Source organism: Mucilaginibacter endophyticus (assembly GCF_003351025.1).
GTDB classification, from domain to species: Bacteria; Bacteroidota; Bacteroidia; order Sphingobacteriales; family Sphingobacteriaceae; genus Mucilaginibacter; species Mucilaginibacter endophyticus.
Genome location: NZ_QPCG01000001.1, coordinates 1,119,806 through 1,146,254, shown reverse-complemented (window position 1 = coordinate 1,146,254; position 26,449 = coordinate 1,119,806). Strand labels below are relative to the sequence as shown.

Genomic DNA, 26,449 nt, shown 5'->3' with positions numbered 1-26,449 from the left:
CATTATTGTTAAAAAAACAGCATCACCCTTGAGGAAAAAACGTTTTATCAACCTTTTTGATAAAAATAAAGCAATACATGAAATAAAAAAAGCGACTTGCGAAGCGTGGCAAGGGCCTTTCCCATCTGATTACGGACAGTTTTTGGTGAGATTTGCAGCTGATCTGCAATTTGCTGGCTTGAGAGGCCTTCATTAAAGCGCAAATTGAATATAATACGCTGCTGCGTTGGTAAAGTATCTACAAGCTCGTTAAAAGCTTTTAAAAATTCGTCATGAAGTACGTTGGCATCGGCACGACCAAGGGGGCTTTCAATTTCCTGCACAGTATCGGGCAATGCCGCATAGCGGGATTCCTTCTCCATGTATTTAAAAACACCGTTACGGGCGGCAACCAATAAATAAGCCGACAGGTTTTCAATAGGCGATTTTGATCCGCGCACCCACAATTGCACAAATACATCCTGGGCAATATCCTGCGCGCGCTCCATATCATTAACCCGCTTGTATGCCGTGTTATAAACCTGTTTCCAATATTTGTTATACAAGACGTCAAAGGCAGGTTTGTAGCCTTCGCCAATAAGTTTCAGAAGTTCAGCATCGTCGGCTGATAAGTCAAGGGGGGCCATGTGTTATTTCAATTTCCTATAGCAATCAGGTTAATTACACAAACATCATGGTGGTTCAATGCTTCTTGTTTATGTGTCAAATCCAAATATAGAAATTATCTTATAAAATAGATTTTATAGATTGACATTGGCTGAAGAAATGATTTTGCTTCGCCGGCACGCTATAAAACCAGCCAATTGCGTTGTCTAATCCCCTACCAAAAATCTTGTAATGTCATACAATTATAAAAGAATTAAATTAAAACATCATATGTTTAAATAAACATCATACATTTGTACAGTTTAATAGCTCAACATGGCAGAGAAACTTAGCAATAAAATTATCCGGCTTATCAAAAACGATATTGTTGCCGGTAAATGGAACGAAGGCGATAAGATGCCTTCGGAGTTTGAATTGATGGATTTATATAATGTTGGCCGTTCAACCATACGCGAAGCCATCAAATCACTCGCAGATGCAGGCGTGCTACGCGTACAGCAGGGATCAGGAACATTTGTAAACGCCATATCCGATTCGGACAATATTGACCAGCGATTAAAACGTGCCGCCTTTGATGAGATCAATGCGGTACGCCAGATGCTTGAACTGGAAATTGTTACCCTCGCTTCAAAACACCGTACGGAAGATAACCTTCAGGAAATTAAACTCAGGCTGCAACAACGTAAAGATGCGATAATGGCCGGACAGCGGTTAGCCTGTATCGATGCCGATTTATCTTTTCACTCGGCAGTTGCAAAGGCATCTTCAAATAGCGTATTAGCCGACCTGTACCATAGTTTCACGGTAATCATCCGCGACTTTTTTGAAAAACGCGAAAAACAGGGCGTAAACCATTTTGCCATGAGTCACCATTTGCATGAGGCACTTTATAACACCATCGCAAAAGGCGACACCGAAACCGCACGCCAGATCACTACCGAAATTTTAAAAAATAATTATTAAATCATGACCATTTTAACTTTCACCATCATACTATTGGTCGGCGCCTATCTGGCCGGCCTTGTAGGTTCATTAACCGGCCTCGGCGGCGGGGTAGTTGTTATTCCTTTGTTAACCCTGGTTTTCCATGTGGATATTCGATATGCCATTGGCGCGGCCCTGCTGGCTTCTATCGCCAACTCATCAGGCGCGGCAAGCGCGTATGTAAAAGAGGGTATTACCAATATCCGTTTAGGCATGTTCCTGGAAATTGCTACTACTGTTGGAGCCGTCATAGGCGCTTTACTTGCAGTATACACTCCTACTAATACCATCGCGATACTTTTTGGTTGTATCCTGTTTTTTTCGGCAGCAATGACTTTGAGAAAGAAGAACCAGCTTGCGCTTACAGAAGGCAGCAAAACAGCGGCATTTTTAAAGCTTAACGGCAGCTATCCAACCCCGGAGGGGCAAGTTGACTACAAACTTAAAAATGTAGGGGCCGGATTTTCTATCATGACCTTAGCCGGTATACTTTCAGGCCTTTTGGGTATAGGCTCGGGGGCACTCAAGGTACTGGCCATGGATTCAACCATGCACATACCATTTAAAGTAAGTACTACCACAAGTAACTTCATGATTGGCGTTACTGCTGCTGCCAGCGCAGTGGTTTACCTGCAACGGGGCTACATGGACCCCACTATAGCCTTTCCAGTTGTACTGGGTGTATTAGGAGGCGCATTTACCGGGGCCATATTACTTAAAAAACTTGATCCGAAAGTGCTGCGCTACATTTTTTGTGCAGCCATAGTTTTTGTAGCCGCCGAAATGATGTATAACGGATTTCAACACAAATTTTAATTGAAAATATATGAACGCAAATAACAATGGCAAAAACCTGGGCGACCGCGATATTGAGCTCCTTGTAGGTCGATTGCTACGTACCGGTGTAATAACTGCAAGCTGTATAGTACTGCTCGGGGGCATCTTATTCCTCATTCAGCATGGTTCGGCACTCATGCCTTCTTATCATCGCTTTAACGGCGAGGATAACAGTTTCACCACTTTTGGTGGCATTATTTCAAGTACACTACAGTTCAATGCAAAAGGCATTGTGCAATTTGGCGTAATGGTGCTTATTGCCACGCCGGTTTTGCGGATAGCATTGTCGCTATTAGGTTTTGCATTAGAAAAAGATAAGCTTTATGTGATTATTACCACAATAGTACTCTGCGTAATGCTATTCAGTACTATAGGCGGATTGAAAGTATAAAACAGCTCAAAGCAGAGGTGATAGCTGTCTTTAAAGCTTCCCTCTGCAATTTAATATCCTACGTTAAGAGATATTCCAATCAGATAACCTGTGCGCAAAGCTGACTCACTCTGTTCTCAAATTCTTTACCGGGTTAGTAATAGCCGCTTTGACTGATTGAAAGCTAATGGTAATCAGGGCGATGAATATTACTAATATACCACCTGATGCAAACAGCCACCAGTTAAGCGCTATCCGGTAAGGATAATACTGCAGCCACTTATTTGTAGCTATCCACGCAAACGGAATGGATATAACGAGTGCGATCAGGATCAGTTTTAAGAAACCGGCCGATAAGAGCATAACGATCCTGTCTGCCGAAGCGCCGAGTATTTTGCGTACGCCGATCTCTTTAACACGTTTTTCAACGGCTAAAACGGATAGCCCTAATAAACCAATGCACGAGATAAAAATGGTTAATACCGCGCTGAACAAAATAATGCCTTTCCACCTGGCTTCGGCGGTATAACTCTGCTGGTTCTGATCTTGTTTAAAATTGTAACTAAACGGACTTAGCGGAAAGAGTTCCTTAAATTTTTTAGAAATGTGTTGAAGGCTTGCCGTTTCGGTACCGGGCCTGATCCTGATGTACATCATTCCGTAATCATTTGCAGGGTTCGTGGTAAATAACTGAGGAAGGATCTTTTCTGTTAAAGGCCGGTAATGATAGTCTTTTACTACGCCTATAACCTGGTAAGTTTCGTTTTCAAAGCTTGATATTTGCTGCCCTATGGCTTGCTTCCATCCTGCCTGTTGCACAAATGCTTCGTTCACCAATACAGAACTTGTGCGGTCTGAGGAGTATTCAGCAGAAAAGTTACGGCCTGCCAGTAATGGTATTTTAAGGAGCGGCACGTAAGCTGCATCAACCGTTTCAACAGAAACATTGATTGACTGGTCACCGTTTACTTTCACCGTATTATTATTGTAGCCGCCGTTCCTGGGTGCCGCATCAATTATATCCGGATCTTTTATCAACTCCTGCCTGAACAAAGCAGCCTGATCCGCGCTTAACGGAAATTGGTCAACAGTTATCAAATGACTGTCGTCATAACCCAGCTTTTGAGTCGTCAGATAATCGAACTGAAGATAAATAGCCATAGCACCAATAATTAAAAACGATGCCAGTGCAAACTGAAAGATAACCAGCGCTTTCTGCAGGCCATTTTTTCCGCCCAGGTTAAACCGGCTGTACAATGTTTCAACAGGCCGGTAGCCAGATAAAATCATCGACGGATAAGCGCCGGCCAATAAGCCGGTGACTATAAAAAGTACGATATAATCAATGATCAGTTTCGGGCTAAATAAGTAAGAAAGCGATAAGGCTTTATTGGCCAGACTGTTGAAGAAAGGTAATACGATAACAACAATTGCAAAGGCGAATAGGAAAGCGATGAAACAAAGCACAAAGGACTCGCTCAGGAATTGAAACCGCAACTGTCTGCTTGTCCCCCCAATCACCTTACGGATACCAATCTCCTTGGCCCGTTTTACAGAGCGTGCTACCGTTAGGTTAATGAAATTGATACAGGCAATCAGCAGGACAAAAACGGCTATAGCCGAGAGGATATAAGAAAATTCGGGGTTGCTTTTATCGCTCAATATCTCATCTTCATTGGGGATGATCTTACCGAGATGGATCCCGGTTAGCGGCTCCAGCATATACGACTGGCCAATATGCTGCACATGATATTTGTTTTTGATCTCGCTGATGGCCTTACTGGCATCCGATTCAAATACCTTGTTCATTTTATCCTGAACTGTTTTGATATTGGCACCGGGAGAAAGTACCACAAAAGTGCTCAGAAAGGAGTTGAACCAATTACCGTTATTGCTTTCATCGGCTGCCGAAACGCTCAACCGGAGCAGCACCTGGAATTTGATAGATGAGTTCTCAGGACAGTTCCTGGCAACCCCGGTGATCATAAGGGGTTTAAAATTACCATCGTTTTTTACAGAGATGATCTTGCCCAGGGCATCCGCACTGCCAAAATATTTTTTTGCGATATCTTCTGTAATTACTACCGAATTAGGTTCTGTTAATGCAGATCTGGCATCGCCGGTAAGTAGCGGAAAATTAAATACCGACAAGAAATTTGCGTCGACTAAGCAAATTGCCTGCGACCGAATGTCGGTTCCGGTTTTGATATCCGCCTCCGATGGTTGAAAACGGACGAAGCTTTGTATTTCGGGAATCTTGGCGGCAAAACGAGGTCCGGGAAAATAGCCTGTATAACTACCATTGTTAATACTTCCATCATCTCTTTTCATTTGCTTATCTATCCGGTAGATCTGGCCGGCGTTCTGATGAAAACGATCGAAGCTTACCTCGTCCTGAACATAAAGCAGGATCAGCATAGCACAGGCAAGGCCAATGCTCAGCCCTGCAATGTTAATGAAAGAATATACCTTACTATGCAGCAGGTTTCTGAATGCCGTTTTGAAATAATTCCTGAACATATAATTGCGTTTTAATGTGTTACCTGTCCAAGCAGGCAGTGTTTCCTGACGCAATATTACAGGGCGAATTCCCAGCGGAACAGCCAATTTATGAGTTGGCCACTCTTTTTCCAGGCTCTTTTTGTATTCTGCCGGTGTTTTACCGGTCATTTCCTTGAAAACCCGATTGAAGGTTCTTTGGGAGTTAAATCCGGATTCGTAGGCGATACCCAGCAACGTGAAATGATTATAACTCGGGTCCTGCATTTTACGGGCTATTTCCCGAACGCGGAGTTCATTAATAAAATCGTTGAAGCTCCTGTTCAATCCTGTATTGATAATGCGGGATAAATCATGTGGATGCATTGTTAGTTTCACAGCCAGGGAGCTCAGGGTTAATTCAGCGTCCGCATATAGGCGATTGGCAACAACGGCCTCCTTCAGCCGCCTGCTCTTCTCCCTCACATCCGAACGATCTGCTAAAGACGCTGCTGATTGGCCATTGCCATCCGGTTGCAATACCTTGCCGGCTGCCACGCCAAACAACACATAAACGGTCGCGAAAGAGAAAAGATCATTCAAGGGCCAGCACAGGCATAACAAACCCAGGAGAACATGAACTTTTTCCAGCCGCCTGAAAGTGAAGCGAGGTTTATCCATCAGTACCGGCTTCAGGCGGCTATAGAAACCCCGGATCAAACGGTATGATAAATAAAGATAACCGATGTTCGAGATCAAGGCCAGCCATGGCAATGCAATCAAATACGCAGCCGGCAGGGGCCAGAAATGCAGACTATCCCACCAGCGAAATTGCTTGTCGGAATCTGTTTGCCGGCGAACAAAAAAATACCATAAAGGCCCCACCAGTGGTAAGCAGAACGCTATAAGGCATCCAACCTTTAATATAATGGCAACTATAGCCAAACTCAAAAACAAGTTTGCCCTTCGGTCTCCCCGTTTTGAAAGCAGTAAAAGAACCACAAGAGGCATTCCCGAAAACAAGGTTCCGATGGATGCCAGCTCATAAAAGCCAATATGAAAAGTTATAAATTCCAAGTAAATAAAACAGGTTCAACCATCATTCCAAAGTTACAAACAACTAACCAACAACAAATTACATTAAAAAACCTCAGTAAAAGCGTACCGAAAGCGGACGGTATGATGTACGGTTTCAAGAAGAACCCTCCCTGGAATTAACCTCAACTGTAAGACTATACTGCTTTTGACATCGTCAGTATCGCTTTCCTAAAAGAGCCTATAAAATATTGGACACATCGCTCTTTCCCATTCAACTAAAGTTTTGAAGTCGGGTTATAACGTGTTAAATTAGTTTAGTCTTTGATTCGCGTTGCCCGCGTTAACTTTATCCGTGGTATAAACATTAAATCAGATTTTGAATCAATCCTCAACCCCACTTAAATATTACAAATGAAACTAAAGCTAAATCATTTAAAGGCAGAAAAAACCTGGCATCAATTACACAAGGAATCATTAGATTTTGGTCAGCGATTAGCCGACTCCGTTGCTTCCGGCATGGGTTCATGGCGCTTTATCATTATCCAGACTATTATTGTAGCTCTTTGGATGATCTTGAATGCTGTTGCATATATCTATCATTGGGATCCGTATCCTTATATATTACTGAACCTTCTTTTTTCGACACAGGCAGCCTATGCTGCACCCATCATCATGATGGCACAAAACCGCCAAAATGAACGAGACAGAGCCCAGGCCGACGCTGACTATAGGACAAACTGCGATGCCAAAGAAGAAATTGAGGCATTAACAAAAAAGCTAAACTCCATTGAAGTTGATAAGCTGGACCGCATATTGGAACTACTTGAAAAGATGGAAAAGAACAAGTAGCTCAGAATGTGAAATTATATCTTAAAAAAAATGTGTCATTGCCGCGCTGCGCGGCAATTTCGTAGCTATACAAATCGGACACACATTGGCTACGAGATTGCTTCTTCGTGCCTCCTGCCTATGACATAATTGAAACGGGTGTCATGCTGAGCCTGTCGAAGCATAGCGGGTAGGGCCTCTGCGCGCGTCCGTCGACAGGCTACCCATGACATAATTAAAAATGGGGTCATGCTGAGCCAGTCGAAGCATAGCGGGTAGGGCCTCTGCGCACGAGTCTTCGACAGGCTCAGACTGACAACCCTCCTTCTGTCATTTCTCCTTCACAGGCCTACGGATTTAAATCACTCAGGATGACAGTCCCCCCACACCTGACGTCATCTCGCCTTTACAGATCCCTATTTTCCTTCCTCGCAATGCTATAGTTTTTTAAACCAGCATTTTCGCTTAACCTGCATCTTCCAAATAACTGTAGTGAATAGGCCTGCTCAACATTCGTTATACTAAAAGATATCAGCTTCATTACCAACAAGAATTTAAAGCGCGAATTACAATGTTTTAACTAAAAATGTAATTCTTACATTTTATGACAGATTTTTAATGCGCCAAGAACATTTTTTAGCGTTTCGTTAGAATTTAGCAGGCTCTTTTCAATGATAAAATATCAAAAAAGACAAACATTTCGCCAATTTTGTTAACATTTTTTCAATTGAGATCGATTGTTATTGCTTAAAATAGCAAAAATTTAATATTTCATCAATATCTCTTGGTAAAACGTTTTTGTTAATTATATTTGTTAAAACCAGTTATAAAAATACGTTTACCACTTAATCGTTTAAGCCACCTGACCTGCTTTTTTCGAGATTTACGTAACAAATATATTAACCAATATCACTGACATGAAAAACCTGATTTACCTGTACCTCGTCCTTCAGAAACCAATCATCTGACAAGGCAAAAATCTCTTGCCGAGATTTTAGGCATCAAAGACTTTTATTAATTAACCTAATCACCAAAAGTGAAAAGAACGCTTAGGCATTGCCTTTTTGATGGCAAACCTGAGGGGGCATAACTATGCGCCGCTGTCGAGAGTATTCCTGCAGACTACTCCTGACTTCTTGTTCTTTTCACTTGAAAATCAACACTATGGAAAAAGAATTACACGCTACTTAATGTAAGGGCGCATGTTATCTGCATAACTCTTTTGCAGGCATAGCAACACATGGCCGTTAAATCAAAATTTTATTTCACAAACTAAAAGATCCATTCATTATGCGATACTTATGGCTGTGCTTTGTGGTTTTCGCAGCAATTACCACGAATGCACTTACGGGCTTAGCTAAGGGGAATGAGGGTAAAAAAAGCAAAGTAAAACGTCCTTTTTATGGTAAGACTTATGTCCGTCGGGATACAACGGCAAAAGACTCATTATTAAAAGATAGTATAAATATTATTATCAGGCATACCTTATATAATAAGTTTGCAGATAGTGTTACCAAAAAGCCCTATGACCTATCCAAATTCCCGGCTGTTTCCCTTCAACAACTGTTAAAAGGGCAATTTGCGGGGCTTTATGTGCAGGAACCTTCGGGCGAACCCGGCAGCGTTCAATATATGTTTATAAGGGGTGTGCCTATGCCGCTTCTTTCGCCGAGGGATGTTTACCAATCGCAGCCACTGGTTGTGCTGGATGGTATTCCACTGGTAACAGAACACCCTTTTGCATTTGACATACAACTGTATGACTACAACAGGATGGGTACTGCCACCAACCCGTTTGCTGCTATCGATATGAATAATATCGCCTCGGTCGAGGTATTAAAAGATCTGTCGGCTACAGCAATTTATGGGCCCCGTGCGGTTAATGGCGTTATCGTGTTAACCTCTAAAACCCCGGTGGCTGCTAAAAGCATCACCTTTGATTCGTATATAGGCTTAGCGCAGCGCCCGCATGTAACTACCATAAACGGCAAGTATGAAAACGCTTTCCGGCAGCGCTTTTATGACCTTTATACCACCAATGGCAGGTACTCAGATGATGAAAACTACCCTATCTACCTGAGCGATTCATTAAACAATGTTTATAGCGGAAAATCTGACTGGAGCGATCTTTACTATCGTAACGCGGTAGTTTACGGCATAAACTTTGGCATCTCCGGGGGTACAGATCGTGCTAACTTCCGCTTCTCGCTGGGGGATCTGAAAAATAACGGCATTGCTGATGGAACAGTGCTAAACCGTTATAGCGCCATGTTCAACATCAATATGAAGCCGCTCAAATGGCTGCTTTTTTCAACCATGGTAAATGCCAACCGGCTTGATCGTCAACGAAACAGATATCTTCGCGACAGATTTGCCCAGATCAATTATTTCCCGGATCTCAGTGCTCCGTTGCCACCCAACAAAGAATATTATGCCGATTATCTGGCACAATACAAAAAAGGCTTCGATAACAACAAGACAAATATTGTTGACGGTTATGCCAAAATAGGCATTGATCTTGGGAAATTTAAATTCGTGACCACTTTTAATGTGGATTATAACGAAGGCTATCGTGACGTATTTTATGCTCGTACCCTTTTACAGGGCAATAGTTACGCTTCCAATTACTTTGGTTTTAGCCAAAGAATAATGGCAGACAACAGGGCAACCTATGATCTGACAATAAATAAGGTAAACGACTTCCATTTTGAGCTGGGGCAATCAACGCAATGGGATATTTACAAGTATAGCAACGCCTACGCATACAAAGGGGTAAATGACTATATCAAAATAGACCTACTGGATTCAAACCCGAAAAACCCTGACGGGTCCGACAATCCTAATTATCTTAATCCTACAGCATTTCCGCGCGAGTTAACCTTCCGCTTTCTGGATAAGATCAAGCATAATCTGGTTTCGTTTTATGCAAAAACCGATTATTCGTTCAAACAAAAATATTTCCTTTCTGCAACAGTGCGTGCCGATGGCTCATCAAACGCTCAGCCTACCAGCCGATGGTTCTATTCGCCTGTGGTATCTGCAGCCTGGAATATTAAGAAAGAGTTATTAGCCAACAACACTATCATCAACGATCTTATTTTACGTGCAAGCGCAGGCAGGTTGGGCCGGCTTAACGCGTTTGATAACTATGCGCAAGGGCCTCAATATACCGCTTCTGTAGGCTATACCGGTAACCTAACCGTGCCTGGATATAACGCTTTCGGTGTGCTTACCAGGCCCTACTCTACCGGTTGGATTGGCTATGGTATTCCATGGTCTTACTCCAATCAGCTTAATATAGGTACCGATGCGGGCTTCCTTAATAACCGTTTACACCTTTCGGTTGATTGGTACTTGAAACAGGAAAAGAATTTACTGATAGGTATCCCAGCCTTTGCCGAGTATGGTTACAAACAGTCTATCGAGAGCGGTATGGCTGTAAATAACAGCGGTGTTGATGTATCTGTATCTGCCAATATTATCCAAAATACAAAATTTGGCTGGTCATCTTCCTTAAACCTGAATCATAATATCAATAAGCTGAAAGCTTTGCCAAGAGGCTTAAACCAAATCACCATTGATAACAAGCTTTTAAAGGTTGGCAGCCCGGTTGATCAGTATTGGTTGCTGATAAACGACGGCATTTATAAATCTGAAAGCGAAATACCTGTTGTAAATGGGCAGCCACTCAAGTATAATGGTATTGCCATGCATGCCGGAGATCCAAAATGGCGGGATATCAATGGCGACAATGTAATTGATAATAATGATAAAGTATTAAAGGGGCATTCGTTACCAAAAATATCAGGCGGATACGATAACAATTTCAGATACGGCAACTGGAATTTAAATATCAACCTGTATTTCAACCTCGGGCGCGACCTTATACACCAGGAAATGGCCAACCGGTTTGATTTCATTAACCGCGAAGGCAACAGCGATGTAAACTCAGTTAAAGAGATCACCTTTTGGGAAAAACGCGGCGACTATAGCAAATACCCACTGTATAACCCATGGAGCACGGTTATCCCCTACCGTGTAGATCAGGACCTGTTTCTTGAAAATGCTTCATTCCTGAAGTTAAGAACGGTTTCTATCGGGTATGACCTCACCAAAGCCATGCGCTTAAAGAAAATCAAGTTAACCCGGTTCTACGTGTATGCCACTGCCAATAATGTGTTCACCATAACACCTTACACAGGCCAGGATCCAGAATTGGTGAACTATGACGGGTATGATACAGGCTATGGCCTGCCTATACCAAGAACATACACGCTGGGTGTAAAAATGGAATTATGATATGAAAAACGATCACAAAAATCATGTTGTAAAAATGAAAAAGACATTATGTATCGTCCTGATCCTGTTTACTGCGGCAATAACAAGCTGTAATAAAACACTGGATATTGATTCAACGAGGGTTGTGGGCGAAAAAAACATGTGGAATAAGCTTGAAGACGCCCGCGCGGGCTTATTAGGTGTGTATGCGCTTACCCGTGCCGCCCTGTCTGATAACGACGGCCACTGGCTTTACGGCGATGTACGCACCGGCGAATTTATTAGTCCCAACCGCCAGGACCTGAAGGCCATTTCAAGCAACCAGCTCAACGCGTCATACCCAACTGTTGATGCTTTGTCGGACTGGACAAGGTTTTACGCCATCATTAACGCTGCAAACATTTTCCTTGAACGTATTGGCGACGTAAAAGCAGCCGACAAGCGCTATACAGAAAATTATTTGATAGTTGATGTTGCCCAGGTTCGTTTTTTAAGGGCCTTTACCTATTTCTATATGGTAAGGATCTGGGGAGATGTGCCATTCATCACGGCATCGCACGATGGTAAATTTGAAAATCAGGCCCGCGAAAGCGGCAGCAAAATATTAGTATGGGCACAGCAGGAAATGCTTAAAGCAGCTGCCGATCTGCCGTTTGTATACAGCAATAACGATGTACAGCAGCCCGGCAATTATTATAATGAAGATGCTACCCGCTGGGGCGGAGCTTTAGCTACCAAAAACTCGGCATACGCGGTGCTGGCCCATTTAGCGGCATGGCAGGGCAACTATACCGATGTTGCTACCTACGCCAAGTTTGTTGAAGATAATTACAGCAAAAGCGGTATCAATTTTCAAAGCACAGAAGATTTGACCAAATCAAACGGGTTCTTTTTTAATAAGAACACCAGCCAGATGTTTGGCTTTAACTCTGATTGGGGACATGTTGACGGATCTGTGACCGGTCACCTGGAGGAGTTAACCCTGGCCGAACCCGTGGTGAATAAAAAAGTGCCGGACATCTATATGCCTAAGGATACCATCCTTAAAATATTTGATATGCCTAAAGACGAACGCTTTAGCATAGATACGCTTGGCCAGCCCCGTACCGAAAGATATTTCACCAATATCAATGGCAAGTACCCGATTTTCAGCAAAGTGAAAGTAATACTGGGCGGCGTTTCTGATCCTACCTTCCGGTACTTCACCAGCGCCTTGATTTTTACAAGGATAGAAGATGTCGTATTACTCCGGGCCGAAGCGCTGGCTGTTTTAGGAGATGTGAACGGCGCAGTAAATGAAGTGTTTAATATCATGACCCGCCGGGGGATGACAGATCTTACGATAGACAGCAACCAGGATATTATCGATGTGATATTCAAAGAGCGGCACCGCGAGCTTATGGGCGAGGGCCACCGCTGGTATGATCTGGTACGCTATAATAAGATCAAGCAAAACAACCCGGCATTCCTCAAACTCATCAATTCAGGGGGGATTTACTGGCCTGTATCACGCAAGCTCATCGCACAAAATAACCTGCTAACTCAAAACCCATTTTGGAAATAAACTGACCATATATGAAAAAGTTGATAAAATATATGAGTGCCTTAACGCCGGTGTTAATTGCAGCCCTGTTGCAAAGCGCCTGCAAAAAGGATGGCGGTTATCATGACGCTACAGGCACCAACTCAAAATTTGCGGGGAATACTTATGAGTATTTGAAAAGCAAGCCCGGTGTATATGATTCATTACTGGCGGTAATAAACCGGATGGGTCTGCAACAAACGCTTATGGATAGTAACGTCACCCTTTTTGCGGTTACCAACCCAAGCTTTCAACTGGCAATCAGAAACCTGAATACACTGAGGAGGCAAAGCGACAAAGACCCTTTGTTTTTGGCAAAGGTTGATGGCGTGCAGTTGGACACCATGGTTTCGTACTACATTATCAGGGGTAAACGTACTACTGATTCCCTGCTGCTGCAGGACGGGCTTGACCTTTCCAGTGTACGTTTCGGATACCCTATGCATGGCAAGGTTTCCAAGATCTCGGCTTCCGGACTTACAGGCGGTGGCCCCGATGTTATTGAATTTAGTAATACTAAACGCAGCAAGTTTATCAGAAACTGGGCAACCACTACAACAGGTTCTAATAATATCAGCACCAAAAACGGTATTGTTCATGTGCTAAGCCCCGATCACATTTTTGGTTTTGATGAATTTGTATCGCGCCTAACCTTTGTTCCACCACCGCCCAATCTCATGACCCTGATAGGTGGTAAGCTTACCGTTTTAAGGGACAATAACGGCGGCCCGGACAATGGCGAAGGCTCTAAAAAGGTAATTGACGGCGACGACCATACCAAGTTCCTGGCCGACCTTCAGGGACGCCTGTGGATGCAATTTGAGCTAAATGAACCCGCCGTATCAGGAGTTTACACCCTTACATCTGCTAATGACGCACCTGAGCGTGATCCAAGGGCCTGGACCTACGAAGGCTCAAATGACGGCAAAACCTGGACAGAGTTAGATAGACGGAGCAACTTCTTCTTTGAAGAACGATACCAGACCAAAGTTTTCAGATGCCCCAATACCACAGCTTATAAATTCTACAGGGTAGATATTTCTGAGCTGCGCGACGGCGGCCTTTTCCAACTGGCCGAGTGGACCATCAATAAAGTAAAGTAAGGTATGGAACATCAAAATATCAATGCATTTAAAAAACGAAAAGAGATGCAAACATTCATAAAAATGGGATCTGTAGCTCTGCTGTTTGCTGCGGTCGCGCTCAGTAGTTGCAAAAAGATGTATGGCATTCCAGATGAAAAAGATTATCTGAGTTCGAATCTAAACTACAGCAATAAAGTTTTTGAACCGATTTTAGGCCGAACCACTTTAATGGGCGGGTTTAATGGCGACAATTCAACCCAGCCACTAAAGTTTGAGATCATCAACGCGCGTTTTGGTGATGGCAGGCCGGTAACCGATCTTTTTCAGAAAAGACCGACCTACGTATGGACAGCACCCTACAACGGGCTTGAAAAGAGCCTGGCCGAGATAGAGGCAAAACGTAAGCTGGAAGATCATCCCTTATTTGAAGTGCGCTCATCTGGCGAATTCATCATGTGGGCTTCTTCCAGCAATGACCTGATCAAGCCGAGACCGTCTGACAGTACCAATTTCCCGCAGGACACGCGTTATTTCGATATAAAAATAACCAATACAGGCGGCAGCACCATAATTCGTGACCTGCAGGTACGACCATTCCGCGAACGCCCTTATGAGCCTTCTGACGACTTTAACATTTATTCGGGCGGGCCGGCACCTCACCCTAAAACGCCTTATAACCCTGCGAGCCGCAACTACATCAGGCCATTTTTGAACGGGGTAATAGGTGATGCCACCGACATTCCGCTGCAGAGTAATGACGATAAAAAAGATGTGGTGGTTTATATCCGCCCGTTTACCGGCGGTACCGGAAACTCGTTAAGGTTTAAGTTTTTGAACAAGGATTCGGTAGAGATGAACCCGGCTTTGCTTAACGAGACAGCCTGGGACAAAATAGTACATGGCTTTAACATGCAAAAAACTGCCACTTATGTACAATACGATGTTGCCTATCCTATCCCTTTAGTGGAGGTATCAACCGCTTATGCCCCCGGCGGAACCAGGGACCATGCCGAATTCAAATACTCGCGAATTGGTTTTGGCGGCGGCCGCACAGTGGCAAGTTTCGGGATAGATTTCGCCATATACAAAAAAGGCGACTGGGAGGTAGTGTTCCATTTTTTGAAGGACAATCCAAAGTTTAAAGACGAATAACCGATTTAAAACTTATCACGATGAGAAAACACATACTATTTTATATAGTGCTTGTTGTTTGCACAATCTTCTGCTGCACAGAGGTTGATGCACAGGCACAAAATATAACGGTTACCGGTACGGTGGTTGAAAAGGCAACCAATAAAATTTTGCCCGGCGTAAATATTTATATGGGCAGTAAAGGCTTAACGCAAACCGATTATAAAGGAAAGTTTACCATTAGCGTACCAGCTAACAGCACACTTACTTTCACCTTTGTTGGTTTTGTTACGGAAAAAGTAAAGCTTGAACCCGGACAAAAAAATATAACTGTAACGTTAACCGAGGATAAGAAGGGGCTGAATGAGGTAATCATTGTAGCCTACCAGAACAGGAATAAAGAATCAACCCCGGGTGCCTCTGTTACTATAACAGCCAAAGATATCCAGGACGTACCAACATCAAACGTTGAAAGCTTGCTGCAAGGTAAGGTAGCCGGCTTAAATATTCAAAATAATACCGGTGCACCAGGTTTCAGAGGCTCGGTCCAGGTACGTGGTTTATCAACCCTGAGTGTATCCGGCAGCGGCAGCGAATCATTCCTGCAACCTACATCTCCGCTGTATATTATTGACGGGGTCCCGTTGGATGCGGATAAGGCGGCTGAGTTTGGTTTTCAAACGCAGGGGCCGGGTGTAAGTCCTTTATCATTAATACCGGTAGAGGATATCCAGAGCATACAGATTATGAAGGATGCCCAGGCCACCTCCATGTACGGGTCAAGAGGTGCTTATGGTGTAATCATCATTACCACCAAACGCGGAAACTCCAAAGTACCGCGGGTGCGTTATACCGGTAACTTCTTTGTTAACGCTACACCACAGTTACGTGCAACAATTGGAGGTAATGCCGAACGCCGGGCAAAAATCCAGCAAATATTATCAAACGCAACCGTTATTGATGAACTTAGAAAATTAGGACAAACCGGCTTCCTGGCCGATAGTTTGAACGCCTACTGGAATAACTCAACAAACTGGCAGTCCATTTTTTACGGCACAACACACAACCAGAGCCACAACGTAGCCTTAGATGGTGGCAACGATCGCTTTAACTATAAAGTGAACATGGGTTACTATTCGGAAAAAGGGGTTATCAAAAACACAGGTTTCGACAGGTACAACCTGAATATGAACATGGAGTTTAAACCTAATGATAAATTCAGGTTCTTCGGCTCATTATTCGGCTCATTAGGAAGTCAGGCCAAGGGTAACGGTGTGGGCTTGCTGCAACAGGGCGTGGCACAAAATGGCCAGGCTTCTACCCTGCTGCCGCCTCCGTCCTTTTATCTTTCGCCCGATGGTGTAACATCGGCCCTGCAAACTCAAAACAGCAACAGTACAAGAAACATCCGTACCAATATTGATGGCCGTTACGAGTTTATCCGGGGGCTGGCGCTATCTTCAAGCATCAGTTACGATTATACATCGGATGCGGAATCAACGTTTACACCGGCAGCTGCAAATGCCCAGTTTGCACAGATGTATGATTATGAGGGACGCAACTTTACATTATATAACCGTAACGCGCTTACTTACGCTAAAACATTCAACGCCGATCATACCATATTCATTAATACATTTAATGAGATATATAAGCAAGGCGGTCAAAGCGGTATAATCCGACAAAGCCGTATCCCTAATGATCAGTTACAAGGGCCGGTAGGGTCCGACTCTTATAATTCAAGAGGCGGTGGCGTGTTATCAAACTTCAAAAATGCCACTATCGCGTCGTTTGCAGGTTCCTTTAACTACGATTATAAAAAGAAGTACGTACTGGAGCTGTCTTACCGCTTGGATGGTACATCCTCAAACGGCCTGGAGAATCCGTATTCCAAAAACCCTGCAGCCGGTTTAAGGTGGAATTACTACAAGGAGAACTGGTTTAAAAACTGGGATTGGCTTACATCGGGTGGTTTAAGGTTAACCTGGGGCCAGAATATCGTACCAACCGGCAGCTTGCAAAGTATCTATGGCTTGTACAACCTGAATGGCAATTTCAATAATAATCCAACTATCGGCATTAATTATGAGTTTGTACCTAATCCTGCGCTAAAGCCAACTACAACAACGCAATATAACCTTGGGTTTGACATGACTATTTTGCAAGGTAAGGTTGACCTGAGTTTTGATACTTATTATAAAAAGGTTGATAATTTATTGTTTGACAGGTTTTTACCTAACAGTACAGGCTTTCAGAAAAAATCAAGCAATGATGTATCCATTGCCGATTATGGGTATGAGCTGATGGTAACCGTAAGACCGCTAACCGCTAAGGATTTTAACTGGACGGTATCATTTAATGGCGCAATTAATCGTGACTACCTACTGAGGTTACCTGCCGAATACAACGGGCAATACATCAAGTTTGATTATAACAACTACCAGCACATTGTGTTCAGGGTAGGTAAAAACACCTTGTCAAACTATCTGCTGGTTAACCAGGGCGTTTATCCAACAGATGCCAATGTCCCTGTAGATCCGGTAACGGGTAAAAAATATCAAACCAATGGGCTTGCCTTCAAAGGCGGTGACCCGATTTTTAAAGACGTGAACGGCGACTATATTCTTGACGACCGGGATTATGAAATAACCGGCAACTCACAACCTTTAATTACGGGTGGTGTATCTACAAATATCAACTACAAGAATTTCGGGTTAAATATTTATGCCAGTTATACAGCCAAGAGAACAATATTGAATAACGCGCTGTCAGACAGGTTGTCGATCATGAAGGATCCTTATGCCCTACTGGCCGCGGTTCCATTGGATGACATGGACATTTGGCGAAAACCGGGTGACCATGCCAAGTATCCTAACCCCTATTCGTTTTCAAGGTTTAACCAGATAAGGCCGCTTCGCTCCGATCAAAGCTTGTGGCAGGAAGAAGGATCATACCTCAAGATCAACACGGTTACGCTATCCTACATGTTTGACCGGAAATTTGTACGGCGCTTTGGTTTTAACAACGTAAGGGTTTATTTCTCAACCAACAACCTGATCACATTTTCAGGATATAATGGTCCCAACCCCGAAAACGTAACCTCCCTGGGCCGCGATATATCAAGCGGATACCCGGTACCGCGTACTTACAACTTAGGTTTAAATATTGAACTCAATACAAGTAAATAAAACTCAAGATCATGAAAAAAAGTGTTATATACATTTTAGCAGCGGCAGCAAGCTTGTGTTTACCATCCTGTAAAAAGTTTCTGAATGTACAGCCCATTGATAAACTAACAGGGAATAACTTTTACCAATCGAAAGATGACGTTGTGGCCAATATTTATGATATGTCAAGAACTTTTTTTGGCAAGATCAACGAAACACATTTTATTGGTGCAACGGGCGAATATCGATCGGGAGAGGTTTTGTATGAACCTCAGTCTGACTTTGGCCCGGCACGCGCATTTGTAGAGGTACTGGGCAGGAACGACCTGCTCGGCCTCATCAACGGAAACCCGCCCTGGAATTTCTACAATTTCGGTCTTATTACCGACTGGACAGGCTATTACCAGGTAATACAAAGTGCCAATATCCTTATTTCAAAACTGGAAACAGGTATACCCGGCGTAAGTGATACCGAGAAGAAGCAGTTTGAAGGTGAAGCCGCTTTTATACGCGGGCTTGCATACTTCTATATGGTGAGGCTTTATGGCGATGTGCCTTATTATACCGACGCTTTCCATTCAACAGCTTTACCTCGCGAAAACATGGTATCTGTCTTAAATAAATGTATCGCCGATCTTAAAAACTATAAGGACGGTTTACCCTGGACTTATGCCGATCCGGCCTTAAAAGGTGTAAGGGCCAGCAGGGGCAGCGTCATCGCGCTCATCATGAACATGAACATGTGGAATGCCGGTTTTGATAAACCCAATGCAAACAAATACTACCAGGAAACCGCAGATCTGGGACAGGAGCTTGTTAAGAGCAATGCTTACAGGCTACTGCCGATAACTGAGTGGGCTACTGTTATAAAAGGACGATCGGACGAAAGCCTTTTTGAATTTTACCGCAGTATTAACTACGGCGATCAGAATACCAATGTTGCGCCGATCGGTGATATGTTTCTGCACTATCCATATAAAAGGCCTGAGTATACACACCGTATCAGCTTTGCCTATTTCAGGGGGGAGTATATGCAAAAACTATATCCGGGTTCTTCTGATAAGCGTGCTACTATATGGTTTAACTCCGATATATATGCCGACAACGGAAAATTCATGATGCTCAAATTTGCTCAGAATGCCTTTGCAACCGGCGAAGAGGATGCCAATCCAGATAACACGTTCATGATATTCAGGTATGCCGGTGAAATACTGCTATGTGCAGAAGCACTGGCCGAACTGGGTCAGGATGATCAGGCCATCGCTATGCTGAATAAAGTAAGGGACAGGGCCGAGGCATCGCGCTATGCCGGAAGCGGCGGGCAAGACCTTAAGGATTTCATTTTCCTGGAAAGATCGCGCGAACTGATGGGCGAAGGGCACCATTATTTTGACCTGGTGCGTACCCGGAGGATCATGAGCAGTGAGTGGTCATACAACGTATTGACGCTGGACAAATTTAACCGTGGCGCCTGGACCTGGCCAATCAACAGTAACGCGCTTGCAAATAACCCATTCATGTCATTAAACATGTATTGGGTAAACGGCGGTAATTAACCTATTCCTAAAAAGTAATGATAAGAAATATGAAAAATATAATTATTGTTTTTGCCGGGTTTTTATTGGTGCTCACCGGCTGCAAACGCGATGAGTATTATAAAGATGGCGGTAAAGCCCAGGCCAATTATCCTGCCGATATGCTTCAATATCTGCAAGATAAAGCGGTACCGTTTGATACCATCGCCCAGATCGTAAAACTGGCCGGCATGGAAGAAACATTCCGCAAAAGTGATTTTACCTTTTTTGCACCGGATGATGACGTGATCAAAAGAACCATAGGTAATAACAAAACCGGCGGCTCTTTAAACTATTTTTTGTTTTATTCCGGTCGTGATACCGTGAAAAAGCTATCGGATATCGACTCGGCCATATGGAGAAAATACCTGCAACGGTATATGTTCAAAGGTATTAACCACCTTAAAGATTATCCGCAAATAGATTTTAACCTGCAAAATCAGTACCCGGGAGCCCTTTATTATTCTTACAGTGGTGATGTGGAGAACATTGGTGTACTATACGGCGACGCCAATAACATCAAATACATTGGCCCGCGCACGTTGGTTATCAGTTATATATACGACATCAACAACGCTCAAAACGCGGTTTTTCGAAATAATGTCTCCTCATCTGATATCAAACCCACAAATGGGATAGTGCATACCCTGCAGTATAATGCGGCTTACTTCGGATTTAACCAGGATGACTTTTATGAGGAAATATACTTCGCAGGCCTTCATCATTCTGAGTAAAACATTATTAACGACATTCTTTCAATGATAATAAATTGAATATGAGAAGATTTAACCATATCATGATGTTTGTCCTGCTGGCACTCACCATAGCGGCTTGCAAAAAGGATAAAACAGTTTATTCCGACCCATATGGGGACGGAAAACCACCATTGGGTGTTACCCTCAGCCCCGACGCTGTACCTGCGCCGGCAGTTGGAACGGTGGGGACAGAGGTAACATTCAAAGCTACAGGCCTGGTCCCCTACAAAGACAAAATAAAGTTCATGTTTAACGGCGAACCCGGTCAGGTTACCGAAGTAACAGAATCAACCATTAAAGTAAAGGTGCCCCCGTTTGGCAGTACCGGTATTACATCAATTGCTATTGATGATCAGTTAGTACTGGGGCCACTATTTAAGGTATCCGGATTAATTAATATTGATCCTTCTTTCAGGGCCACAGCCGGCGCAAACGGCACTGTAAACCAGGTATATCCTCTTGCTGACGGCAGGAACCTGGTATTGGGTTGGTTTACCAATTACGATAATAAAGGTATTATCACCCCTCTTAACCGCATTGTAAGAACATCAGCTGATGGTGAGTTTGATCGTACTTTCCGGACTGGTAAAGCAGCAAACGGATCATTATCAAGGGTGATAGAACTTGGCGGAAAATATGTTATCGCAGGGGGCTTTAGCGGCTACAACCAGCGTACAGAAAACATCAGCAATATTACCACTTTAAATGTTGATGGTAGCATTGATACTATCGGCGTAAAAACCTACAGGCGTCCGTCGCAGACAGATACAACCAAATACTTTCCAAAGTTTAACGGCGGTACCAATGAGTACATATCTAAGATATATAAGCATCAAAACAAAATACTGGCAACCGGCAGCTTCAGATACTATGTAAACCGGGTTTATACCGAGCATAATCATGATTTCACTCGCGATACGGTGATCCTTGATAGTACGGAGATACGCCAAATTGCTCGCTTTAACCTGGATGGTTCGCTGGACAAAACCTATCGGTTTAATATAGCAACAAATAAAGGTCTGCCTTCGGCAAATGGCCCGGTTGACTCCTACATGCATACCGACGCCGATCAGCTGGAAAAACTGGTGTTATTTGGAAGCTTTACCACGTTTGATCAAGCACCCGCAGGACGCTTGGTTCGCTTAAATGCAAATGGAAACATCGACGACTCATTTAAAACCGGAGCCGGTACAGATAATAGTATCTCATCGCTAACATACAATCCTGTAACCAAAAAATACCTGATAACAGGCATATTCAGAACATACGATGGCAAACCGGCCATCAGCATGGCGCTGGTTAACCTAGATGGATCTCTTGACCAAAGCTTTGTGGCTAAAACATTTGAAGGAGGTTACCCCGGTTTTGCCCGCCAGCTCAACGATGGATTGATAGTGGTTAGCGGCAGCTTTAAAAAATATAACAATGTTACCCGTAATGGCTTTATGGTGTTGAATACCAAAGGTGAACTTGCCGGAAATTATAACACTACCGGCCCATTCTCAGGTAGCTTGTCTGATATCATTGAAACAAAATCCACTGATGGTAAACGGGCGTTATTGCTAATCGGTAGCATATATCGCTTTGATAATACCCCGGTTAACAATATCATACGTGTAACCATCGAATAAATTTTATGAGAACCTATAATCTATAAGGAAATGCAGAACAGGAAAAAATATAAAGGAATCATTTTTTCAATTATTTGTGCATTGGCTGTTGCAACCATATCATGCAACAAGGATTTTGTACGTACCCTCCCCGATAAAAACTATACAGATACAGCCAAAGCAACGTCCGGCGAACGCAAGGTGTTGTACCTGATTGTTGACGGGGCAAGGGGCTCATCGGTAAACAGCGCCAATGTTCCCAATATTAAAGCACTACTCCCCTATTCCATTTATAGCTGGGTAGCATTGAGCGATCCGGATTCGACACGGGATGTAAGCAATTGGGCCAATATGCTAACCGGTGTAAAGAAAGAAAAACACAAGATCCTATCAGATGATTTTGCCGGAAACAACCTGGCAACTTATCCTGTGTTTTTTGAAAGGATAAAGGAAGAAAAGCCGAATGCCAAAATTGTTTCCTTTTCTTCTTCGGTTATTTTTAAAAACAAGTTAACCCAGGGTGCTGCCATAAGCCAGCAATTTGACACCGACGAGCAAATCAAAACTGCCGTAGTTAATAGCCTGAATACCGATACAGCGCAATTAATACTTGGCCATTTTAATGATATCAAAGAAGCCGGCGCCAAATATGGATTTGACAACTCATCATCGCAGTATAAAGCCTCTATTGAAAAGTTTGATGGCTATGTAGGTGAGATGATTGATGCCCTGAAAAAAAGGAAAAATTACGCCAATGAAGATTGGTTGGTAGTAATTGCATCAAGCGGCGGCGGAAAGTTTGCTATTCCGGCTAACCAGGACGACAATACTGTTTTCAGCAACACGGCTGTTAACACGTTTACCATTTATTACAATCCTAAATATAAACAAAGGATAATAGGTAAACCGTTTACCGGCAACAGGTATCTGGGGCGAACAGTGCGTTTAAGGGACACCGGGATCCGGGCCGAAATTGATACGGCCGATATTTTTAACCTTGATGACACTACCAAATTCACTATTGAGCTGAAAGTTAAAAAGAATGAGGATAAATTCTTCTGGCCAAGTATCTTGGGCAAAAGGCAGGAATGGTCATCAGGCCACCCGGGCGTTGGCTGGGTAATTTACCTGGAAGATGCTTACTGGTATTTTGAATATCGTGGTACCAAGGATGGTGATTACCATCAATGTCGTGGCGCCGATCTGCAAAAAGGCAGATGGCAAAACCTATCTGTTAAGTGCGAAATACGTGCAGGCAGGCGATATATCAGGACCTATACCGACGGGGTTTTCAATAATGAACTGGACGTAACCGAGTCGGGAAGTTTTAGCAACCACAGCCCGTTAAAATTGGGGTATTTAAACGGCCAGGGGCATGGTACCCCCGACGTGTATATAACTGATATCAGGTTTTTCAAGATTGACGTGCCCGATGCCGTGATCGGAAATTATGCCTGCGAAACATCCATCAGCGAAGGCCACCCCTATTATACTTTTCTGGCGGCCTATTGGCCGGGTACGGATGGCCAGGGTGACAAGATCAGGGATATAGGTCCGCAGGCCCGCGACTTTCAATTAAAAGGCAATTATCAATGGGAAGATTTTAATGATCTGATATGCCCGCCGCCGGCAGGGGCGCTTGCCCAGTTTGTTCCGCAAACGGCAGATATCCCTGCACAAATAATCAACTGGTTCAGGATACCTAATAGGCAGGCCTGGGGGCTTGATGGCCGCGTTTGGCTTGATCAGTAAAAGTTAACCATTACAAACTAAATTATTTGATGATGAAAAAATACAGATATGTTTTGTTTATCGGATTAATTGTTCTGATAGCGGGAGCCTGCAGGCAAAATAATCTTGATGAGCTTAAAGCAATTCAAAACACCGACAGGAATGTTTCCGGCGCTGGAACCGACGCCAATGGTATAGTTGCCGGTAACGAAATAGTTAAAGTACCATTTAAAATATCCTTATCGGGCCCCGCAACTAAGGCGTTCCAGGTAGGTATAACGTTTAATAATGATACCGTTTCCAAACTGATAGCCAACGGTACGCTTAAAAATACGGTAATGCTACCTGCCGGTGCAATTGATTACGACGGCGTGATCAATGTAGCATTCGGGGCAGATACCGCATCCTCGGTTGCCAGTGTCAGGTTATCGGCCATTGAAGCCAATTATGGTAAAAATGTCGCTTTTGCATTTAAGCTTACCGATCCGGGCAAGGGCAACCAGATTAAAGGATCACAATCAAATATCCTCGTAGTGCTTGATACCAAAACACTTATTAAAGAAAGCGATATTCATTACGTTTCGCTTTTAAACGGCGGAGGTATCTTGAATGTTGATTATCAAAAAAACTATACCACATCGCCGGCAGGTATCACCATTCCGTTAACTATAAACCTGGCAGGCGTGCCGGCAGGTGCATTTAATGTTAATGTGAAACTGAATATGGATACCATTGCCGATCTGGTAAGTAAAAAAGTGCTGCCTGATAACACTATCGCGCTCAAGCCCGATCAGTATAACATTGATACATTGATCAGGGTAAACTCTAACGCCAGCACGGCGGTGATACGCTTATCAATAGGATGGCCTGTTTTTGATGCCAACATAGCCGCTAATAAACGTTTTGGCTTTGTGGTGAGTTTGGTTAATCCGTCAAAACACATCCTGCATCCAACAAACAGCAAAATGATTGTTTTGGTTCAGCCAGAGGTTAATCTCGACAATAATTCATACATCACAGGCAACGGTACAGGTTTAAAGGCGGAATACTTTTCGAATAATCAACAGCTTGATTTTGATGGCAGAAAGCCTGATCTTGTACAAATAGAACCCACTATTGATTGGCCTAACGACGGGGTTTGGCAAGCTGCAATACCAAGTATCAGTCATGATAATTTCTCAACCAGGTGGACCGGCGAATTTCTTGCGCCCGTTCGGGGTGAATACGTGTTCTGGCAAAATGAATGGGACGACGGATCAAGGCTATATATCGACGGCAAACCCATTATTAATGATTTCACTACCGAATGGGATAAAGACAGCCGCACTGCCAAAATATTCTTAGAACGCGGTAAACGCTATAAAATAGAAGCCGATCATCGTGAAAACGTGGGTGGCCAGCGTGCCCGTTTGACTTTTGAAGTACCATCGGCCGGCATCAATGGCAGAAGGATAGTGCCTCAAAGCCAATTATTCCCAGCCCCTTAAGCCTTTATGCTAATTGATCAATGAAAATTAAGGACATGAAAAAAATATTGCATATCATATCGGTATTTTCAACAGCAGCCCTGTTGTTTGCCGGATGTAAAAAAGATAAGCCTGCGCCACAACCTGAACCTGATGAGCCCAAACCTATTGTGGGTTTTACAGCCGTACGTACAGATAGTGTTGACTTTTTAAGTTATCAGTTCACCAGCACGGCCGTTAATTACAAAGATATCCTGTGGCAGTTTGGCGACGACAGCACATCGGCAGAGAAAGCGCCTAAGCACAGGTATGCTTTTGACGGCTTATATCACGTAACATTAACGGCCAGAAACTCACAGGGATACTCGGCTGCCCGGGAAATAATACTGAATGTTGCCGACCCTAATTTTGACCGTACCAAGGTTGGTGAAAATTATTTTGCTACCATAGGTGGCACATTTACCGTATCGCGCGATAATGGTGGCGGCCCAAATTCAAACGAGGGCTCGTTAAAAGTGGTTGACGGCGACCCGAATACCAAGTTTTTCCAATCGGGCTTCTCCGGCGATCTGGTGATGAAATATGAGCTTAAAACCCCTGTTGTTGCAGGAGCCTATACCATGACATCGGCAAATGACTCTCCCGATCGTGACCCTAAAGGGTGGATCCTGCAGGGCTCGGAGGATGGTATACGCTGGATAAACCTGCACAGCAAAAACAACGAAGTTTTTGCCAATCGCTTTCAGCGGATCATATATCACTTTAACAATAATGTAGCTTATAAATTTTACAGGATAACCATTAAAACCAATAATGGCAGCCGTGATTTCCAGATGGCGGAATGGACAGTTAATAAAAAGCAGCCCTAAGGGCTGCTTTTTATTAACTGCGTTATATGCAAATCGAAAGCGAACACCACCATGTTCGCT

At 43.5% G+C, this 26,449-nt stretch carries 17 protein-coding genes; 15 read left to right on the top strand and 2 right to left on the bottom strand.

What is annotated here, in order from left to right:
• Positions 1-47: 47 nt before the first annotated feature.
• On the bottom strand, positions 48-626 hold the full coding sequence (locus tag DUL71_RS04665; RefSeq protein ID WP_114936955.1) for an RNA polymerase sigma factor: 579 nt from the start codon (positions 624-626) through the stop codon (positions 48-50).
• Positions 627-921: 295 nt separating this feature from the next.
• On the opposite strand from DUL71_RS04665, the gene DUL71_RS04660 reads away from it, so the two are divergent.
• From DUL71_RS04660 to DUL71_RS04650, 3 genes are read left to right on the top strand one after another with little or no spacing between them, the layout of a single operon-like run.
• The gene (locus tag DUL71_RS04660; RefSeq protein WP_114936954.1) at positions 922-1,569 is read left to right on the top strand and encodes a FadR/GntR family transcriptional regulator; all 648 of its coding nucleotides are present in this window, start codon (positions 922-924) and stop codon (positions 1,567-1,569) included.
• 3 nt (positions 1,570-1,572) lie between these two features.
• Entirely contained in the window at positions 1,573-2,406 is an 834-nt protein-coding gene (locus DUL71_RS04655) for a sulfite exporter TauE/SafE family protein (RefSeq protein WP_114936953.1), read from the top strand.
• A gap of 10 nt (positions 2,407-2,416) precedes the next feature.
• Positions 2,417-2,818, top strand: a complete 402-nt coding sequence (locus tag DUL71_RS04650; protein ID WP_114936952.1) for a DUF1634 domain-containing protein — start codon at positions 2,417-2,419, stop codon at positions 2,816-2,818.
• A 105-nt stretch (positions 2,819-2,923) separates the two neighbouring features.
• On the opposite strand, the gene DUL71_RS04645 is transcribed toward DUL71_RS04650, so the two are convergent.
• Entirely contained in the window at positions 2,924-6,352 is a 3,429-nt protein-coding gene (locus DUL71_RS04645; RefSeq protein ID WP_114936951.1) for an ABC transporter permease, read from the bottom strand.
• A gap of 372 nt (positions 6,353-6,724) precedes the next feature.
• Between DUL71_RS04645 and DUL71_RS04640 the strand changes: the two genes are divergently transcribed.
• The 12 genes from DUL71_RS04640 to DUL71_RS04585 all read left to right on the top strand — a co-directional run bounded on the left by DUL71_RS04640 (position 6,725) and on the right by DUL71_RS04585 (position 26,389).
• A complete protein-coding gene (locus DUL71_RS04640; RefSeq protein WP_114936950.1) occupies positions 6,725-7,162 on the top strand; it encodes a DUF1003 domain-containing protein in 438 nt (145 codons plus the stop codon).
• A 1,269-nt stretch (positions 7,163-8,431) separates the two neighbouring features.
• Complete coding sequence (locus DUL71_RS04635) at positions 8,432-11,440, top strand: SusC/RagA family TonB-linked outer membrane protein (RefSeq protein ID WP_114936949.1); 3,009 nt, start codon at positions 8,432-8,434, stop codon at positions 11,438-11,440.
• 34 nt (positions 11,441-11,474) lie between these two features.
• Entirely contained in the window at positions 11,475-12,983 is a 1,509-nt protein-coding gene (locus DUL71_RS04630) for a RagB/SusD family nutrient uptake outer membrane protein (RefSeq protein ID WP_114937475.1), read from the top strand.
• A gap of 11 nt (positions 12,984-12,994) precedes the next feature.
• On the top strand, positions 12,995-14,104 hold the full coding sequence (locus DUL71_RS04625) for a discoidin domain-containing protein (RefSeq protein ID WP_114936948.1): 1,110 nt from the start codon (positions 12,995-12,997) through the stop codon (positions 14,102-14,104).
• 45 nt (positions 14,105-14,149) lie between these two features.
• Entirely contained in the window at positions 14,150-15,238 is a 1,089-nt protein-coding gene (locus tag DUL71_RS04620) for a DUF5007 domain-containing protein (protein ID WP_244228700.1), read from the top strand.
• Positions 15,239-15,258: 20 nt separating this feature from the next.
• On the top strand, positions 15,259-18,405 hold the full coding sequence (locus DUL71_RS04615; protein WP_114936947.1) for a SusC/RagA family TonB-linked outer membrane protein: 3,147 nt from the start codon (positions 15,259-15,261) through the stop codon (positions 18,403-18,405).
• A gap of 11 nt (positions 18,406-18,416) precedes the next feature.
• On the top strand, positions 18,417-19,940 hold the full coding sequence (locus DUL71_RS04610; protein WP_114936946.1) for a RagB/SusD family nutrient uptake outer membrane protein: 1,524 nt from the start codon (positions 18,417-18,419) through the stop codon (positions 19,938-19,940).
• 29 nt (positions 19,941-19,969) lie between these two features.
• Positions 19,970-20,692, top strand: a complete 723-nt coding sequence (locus DUL71_RS04605; RefSeq protein ID WP_161964372.1) for a class I SAM-dependent methyltransferase — start codon at positions 19,970-19,972, stop codon at positions 20,690-20,692.
• A 41-nt stretch (positions 20,693-20,733) separates the two neighbouring features.
• Positions 20,734-22,344 carry a DUF5008 domain-containing protein gene (locus DUL71_RS04600; RefSeq protein ID WP_114936944.1) on the top strand — a complete coding sequence of 537 codons (1,611 nt, stop codon included), beginning with the start codon at positions 20,734-20,736 and terminating at the stop codon, positions 22,342-22,344.
• Between the two features lie 30 nt (positions 22,345-22,374).
• Positions 22,375-24,075 carry an alkaline phosphatase family protein gene (locus DUL71_RS04595; RefSeq protein ID WP_114936943.1) on the top strand — a complete coding sequence of 567 codons (1,701 nt, stop codon included), beginning with the start codon at positions 22,375-22,377 and terminating at the stop codon, positions 24,073-24,075.
• A 29-nt stretch (positions 24,076-24,104) separates the two neighbouring features.
• Positions 24,105-25,541, top strand: a complete 1,437-nt coding sequence (locus tag DUL71_RS04590; protein ID WP_114936942.1) for a PA14 domain-containing protein — start codon at positions 24,105-24,107, stop codon at positions 25,539-25,541.
• A 35-nt stretch (positions 25,542-25,576) separates the two neighbouring features.
• Positions 25,577-26,389, top strand: a complete 813-nt coding sequence (locus tag DUL71_RS04585; protein WP_161964371.1) for a PKD domain-containing protein — start codon at positions 25,577-25,579, stop codon at positions 26,387-26,389.
• The last annotated feature ends 60 nt before the right edge of the window (positions 26,390-26,449 follow it).